The 5,156-nt window shown below is 51.2% G+C and carries 5 protein-coding genes and 2 pseudogenes (2 of these 7 only partly in view); 6 read left to right on the forward strand and 1 reads right to left on the reverse strand.

Annotated features, from left to right (window positions below):
• On the forward strand, positions 1-1,003 hold a 1,003-nt coding region (locus H5U36_03500), incomplete at its 5' end, for a GGDEF domain-containing protein (protein MBC7217236.1).
• On the opposite strand, the gene H5U36_03505 is transcribed toward H5U36_03500, so the two are convergent.
• Positions 993-2,666: a hypothetical protein gene (locus H5U36_03505; GenBank protein ID MBC7217237.1), complete on the reverse strand. Its 1,674-nt coding sequence runs from the start codon at positions 2,664-2,666 to the stop codon at positions 993-995. The genes H5U36_03500 and H5U36_03505 overlap by 11 nt on opposite strands.
• Positions 2,667-2,802: 136 nt before the next feature.
• Between H5U36_03505 and H5U36_03510 the strand changes: the two genes are divergently transcribed.
• Positions 2,803-3,564 (forward strand): basic amino acid ABC transporter substrate-binding protein, encoded by a 762-nt coding sequence (locus H5U36_03510; protein ID MBC7217238.1) that lies wholly within the window; start codon positions 2,803-2,805, stop codon positions 3,562-3,564.
• 1 nt (position 3,565) lies between these two features.
• Positions 3,566-4,222, forward strand: a complete 657-nt coding sequence (locus H5U36_03515) for an amino acid ABC transporter permease (GenBank protein MBC7217239.1) — start codon at positions 3,566-3,568, stop codon at positions 4,220-4,222.
• Complete coding sequence (locus H5U36_03520; protein ID MBC7217240.1) at positions 4,215-4,955, forward strand: amino acid ABC transporter ATP-binding protein; 741 nt, start codon at positions 4,215-4,217, stop codon at positions 4,953-4,955. Before H5U36_03515 ends, H5U36_03520 begins: the two co-directional genes overlap by 8 nt.
• A gap of 9 nt (positions 4,956-4,964) precedes the next feature.
• Positions 4,965-5,156 (forward strand): annotated as a pseudogene (locus tag H5U36_03525) (hypothetical protein); it runs 33 nt beyond the window's last position.
• Positions 5,086-5,156, forward strand: a pseudogene (locus tag H5U36_03530) (homoserine dehydrogenase) (it continues 1,114 nt past the right edge of the window). Before H5U36_03525 ends, H5U36_03530 begins: the two co-directional pseudogenes overlap by 104 nt.

A 5,156-nucleotide genomic window follows, 5' to 3' on the forward strand; every position in this document is an offset into this window, starting at 1 on the left:
TCCCTACGGTAGGGCACCGCTTTTCCGAAACAAGACTATCGTTGTGGCTGTTGCCGGGAAGAGGGTGAAGGAACCTTGCCTTTCGTGTTCTTTTGAGGTTCCTCTTGAGGCAGAACTTGCTGTTCTCCATGAGATTTCTGCTCTCTCTATTCCTGAGTCACGCAATCGGTTCTTTCGGGAAATCGTGGAAGGGGCGGTTCGTCTCTTTGGGGCACAGCGTATGGCCCTTCTTTTGAAGAAGAATGGAAACTTTGAGCCTAAGGCCTTGTGGGGTTTCTCTTCGGCAGAGGAAGTGGGAGAAGCGATCCAGTATTCGGGGGAAAATCAATGGTCCTTCTCTATAAATGTAGGACCTGCGACTGTTCTTCTCTTTCTCGAGGCCCCCTTTCCCCTTACCCGAAGGGAACGTCGTCTGTACGTGCTCTTTGCCCGAAAGATTGAAGAAATTCTTCGCCTTATGGAGTATTTTGAGGAAAAAGAGCAGCGCATTCAGGAACTCGAGCACCTCTCTTTAACGGATGAACTCACCGGCCTCTACAATCGACGAGGGTTTCTGGTTCTTGCCGAGCATGCCCTCCTTGAGGCCCAACGGGAGGGGAAAGAGGCGGGGGTTCTCTTCATCGATCTCGATAACCTCAAGTGGATTAACGATCGGTTCGGCCATGAGGAAGGGGACAGGGTTCTCCGGGAGTTCAGCGAGATAATTCGAAAGGTCTTCCGCAGGTCAGACATCATCGCCCGCATTGGAGGGGACGAGTTTGTGGTCTTTCTGAAGGGCATGAGGAACTCGGACCTCCGAAAGATTCTTACCCGTCTTGAGAATCTTGTGGAGGAATGGAACAAGAATACCTCGCGTCCTTATCGTCTTTCCTTCAGCGCAGGATGGGCTCCCTCGTTCCCTTCGCATTCAGAAAGAATCCAGAAGCTCCTTTCTTCTGCCGATGCCCGAATGTACCTGGAAAAACGCAGGAAGAAGGGGGAAAGGAATTCCCTTACCCCCTGAAAAGGGTTGCAACTTCTTCGAGACTTTCTGTCGCTTTCTCCTCTGGAACGATGAGGGTAAGAACGTTCCGGCCTCTTTCCTGGAGAGCCTGGCGGTCGGCCAGGGCCTGAGCCATTTTGAGGGTGCCGAAGCTGAGAGAACTCTCTTGTTTCCCGGCTTCATCAGGAATGGCAAGATCTCTATCGCTTTCAGTGATAATCTGCAAGAAGCTCCCCTTTCCTCCATCCCCTTTGTGGAGCTGTCCTGTGGAGTGGAGGTAGCGAGGACCATACCCCAAGGAGACGACGGTACCACACCTTTTTTCAAGCGCCTCAGCAAGGGCCTCGAGGGTCTTCGCAAGCTCAGCACTGTATGGAGTGAATGCCTGAATGGCGAGGTATCCATCCGCCTTGAGCTCTTTCGTAAACGATTCCAGAGCTTCCTCAAGTGAAGAGACTTCCTTTTTCCAGAGGAAGGTTACGGTTTTCTCTTTTCTGGCGCTGTCAGGAAGGAGCTTTTTCCGGGCACGGAGCATTTCCCTTGTGAAACGCTTCGTCAATTCCACATCAGGCTGGTCGAAAGGATTGATGCCGAGGAAGTGTCCTGCAAGGGCTACGGCGAATTCAAAAAGGTACGCCTGCTCTCCGAGGGAATACGGATTCCCTATGGGTATGGCAATGTAGGGTGAGTTGCTTTCTTCGAGGGTCTTGAGGAAATGCTCTAAGGGCTCGTCCTCCTCCTCGAAGAAGACGATGTACGCCACGTCTTTGCGAGGGAAAAAACTCAGCTTTTCCTTCACAACCGGAAGAATGCCTTTGCCGTTCTTTCCGGTACTCTCGGCGATGAGCTGCTCAAGCCACATGCCAAAGGTCAAAAGGTGAGGTGATGGGAAGAGGAAGAGTACCTTGTCGCATCCTGAGAGGGCAAGGCTTCCGAGGAAAACCCCAAGGGTTGCCCCCTTGTTTTTCTCAGGAAGGCAATCGGGGAAGCATGCCTCCATGCCTTTTCGTGCACTATCAAGAAGGAGGGAAAGGTCTATACCCAGAAGGGCTGCTGGGAGGAGTCCAAAAAGCGAAAAAATGGAGTATCGTCCTCCGAGATTGGGGTTGTTGCAGAAGATGCTCCGGAAGCGGTAAGCCTCGGCTTCTCTTGCGAGGGGACTTCCCGGGTCAGTAATGGCCACAAAGTGTTTTCCGGGTTCTCGGACACCGGCTTCAACAAGGAGAGTGTAGAAGTACCGAAAGAGCACCGCTGTTTCAAGAGTTGTCCCTGATTTCGTAGAGACAATGTAGAGGGTGGTTTCGGGGTTGCCGGAGTGCTTTCGAATTTCTCCCGGGTCGGTGGTGTCAAGGACATAGAGAGGCAGGGCTCCTTCTCCCCTTGGAAAAACCTGGGAGAACATGAGGGGGGCAAGGCTTGATCCACCCATTCCAAGAAGCACTGCCTTTGTGAAGCCTTCTCGACGTATATCTTCAACAGAGTGTTTGAGAGTTTTTACCATTCCCTGCATCCTGCAGGGAGCCTCAAGCCAGTCAAGGCGGTCGGTGATTTCTTTTGGGTCTTCGCTCCAGAGAGTGTAATCCTTTTGCCAGATTCGAGAAATCACTCCCTGTGAAGCTACTCTGGTCAGAGATTCCCTAAATGCCTCCTCATATCTCCCAATGAAAATTTTCCAGTCCTTCATACCCATACCTCCTTGGTGTCATTGTACCCGAAGGAGTAAGGTAGGGAAAGCATGCGTGCGATCCTTTCTTTTGGATGGCACTTCGTTGACAGGTCCTTCAAGAAGCGGTATATTCGTCAAAAAAGGGGGTTTGCCGATGAAAAGATTTTTGCTCTTTCTGGTTCTTGCTCTTTTGGGAATGAGCAGTTTTGCTGCGGCCTCGACACTTGATGAAATTAAAGCTCGAGGAAAAATCTACATTGGAACCGATGCCACGTACCCACCTATGGAATTCCGCGACGAAAAGGGAGAGATTGTGGGGTTTGATATCGACCTGGGGCGGGCCATTGCTGAGGAGCTTGGGGTAGAAGCAGTATTCATTGATACGGCCTGGGATGGAATCTTTCCGGCCCTGGACGCAGGTAAGTTCGATATCATCATCTCTTCAACTTCCATTACCGAGGAGCGGTTGAAGTCCAAGGAAATGAGCGATCCGTACTATGTGACTTCGCAGGCAATAGCCGTCCGGAAAGATAATACCACCATAAAAGGACCTGAGGACCTTAAAGGGAAAGTCGTAGCGGTGCAGATTGGAACGACAGGGGACTTGGCGGTAAGCGAAATCGAAGGCGTAACGGTCAAGCGTTTCGACACTATTGACAAGGCTTACATGGAAGTTCTGAATGGTCGGGCTGATGCTGTGGTCAACGATCTTTCGGAAGTGGCTTATCGGATGAAGATGCTCCCGGACATGAAGATTGTAGCCACTTTCCGGGAAGGAGAAGAAAAGTACGGAGTGACGATGCGGAAAGGAGATCTCGAGCTCCTTGCAGCCATTAACGAAGCGCTTCGAAAGATTAAGGAATCCGGGAAGTACGATGAAATCTACCGGAAATGGTTTGGGGAGTTAGCGAAGTAGCGTGAATTTTGACTTCTCTGCCCTTTACAGAGCGTTGCCCTCACTCCTTGTGGGGGCAACAGTTACGCTTCGTATTACCTCGCTTTCCATAGCTTTAGGTCTTTGCATTGGCATTGTGGCTGGGCTTTGTCGGGTGTGGCCTAATTCAGTTCTTCGTGCGGTTTCAGGGGCCTACATCGAGATTATCCGGGGGACACCTCTCCTTGTGCAGATTTTCTTAGTCTACTTTGGACTCCCTGCTTTAGGGATTAACCTCGATCCTTTCCTGGCCGGTGTTATAGCCATGGGCATCAACAGTGGAGCTTATGTTGGGGAAATTGTCCGAGGGGGCATAGAGTCTATCGCTCGGGGGCAGATGGAAGCGGCGCTCTCTCTTGGCATGACCTGGCGACAGGCGATGTACTATGTGATTCTTCCCCAAGCTTTCGTGCGCATTCTTCCTCCTTTGGGGAATGAGTTCATCGCTCTTTTGAAGGATTCGTCACTTGTTTCAACCATTGCCATTGCTGAGCTCACAAGAACCGGGCAAATCATCATTACTCGGACCTTTAAATCTTTCGAAATTTGGAGTGGGGTAGCACTTTTCTACTTCCTCATGACCTACGCCATTTCCCGTATTGTGCGGTTCTCGGAGGAGAGGTTGCGGTACAGTGAGTGAGTGGGCGGTTGAGGTGCGAAACCTTAACAAGTACTTTGGCCGACACCATGTGCTGAAGGACATTACCTTCCGAGTTAGGTTTGGAGAGGTTGTATCCATCATCGGAGCTTCAGGGTCGGGAAAGAGCACACTGCTGCGATGTTTGAACGGTCTTGAGCCTGTTCAGAGTGGGGAGATTTTTATCGACGGAGTATGCATAACTCAAAACAGGGTCGACCTCAGCAAGATTCGTCAGTCCATAGGAATGATTTTTCAGAGTTTCAACCTTTTTCCTCACATGACGGCTCTTGAGAACATCACTCTTGCCCCGCAGAAGGTGAAAAAGATTCCCAGGGCAGAAGCCGAACGGATTGCCCTTGAGCTCCTCCGGAAAGTTGGTCTTGAGGAAAAAGCCTATGCCTATCCGGCGGAGCTTTCAGGAGGGCAGAAGCAACGGGTCGCCATAGCGCGATCGCTGGCCATGAACCCCAAGGTCATGATGTTTGATGAGCCTACATCGGCTCTGGATCCGGAAACAGTTAAAGATGTCCTCGATGTCATGAAGGAACTCGCCCGGGAAGGTATGACCATGATTGTTGTGACCCACGAGATGGGGTTTGCCCGGGAGGTGTCAAACCGCATCATTCATCTTGACGATGGGAGAATTATTGAGGAGGGGCCTCCTGAAGAGGTTTTCTACCGACCGAAACATCCTCGAACTCAGGAATTTCTGAGTAAGGTCATCAATATCTGAGGTGAGATGATGGCAGAAAAGGTGGTGAAAATTGGGGTTATCGGTTTTGGAACGGTTGGGGCGGGGACTCTAAAAGTCCTCTGGGAACGCCAGAGCGACATCGAGAGGGAGCTCGGGGTCAAGATTCAGGTTGCCCGGGTGGTGGACAAGGACTGGGTACGGGAACGACCTGTGGTTATTCCTCCAGGACTCCGGGGAGAA

Origin of the sequence: Candidatus Caldatribacterium sp., from assembly GCA_014359405.1 — a bacterium.
GTDB lineage: Bacteria > Atribacterota > Atribacteria > Atribacterales > Caldatribacteriaceae > Caldatribacterium > Caldatribacterium oleiphilum.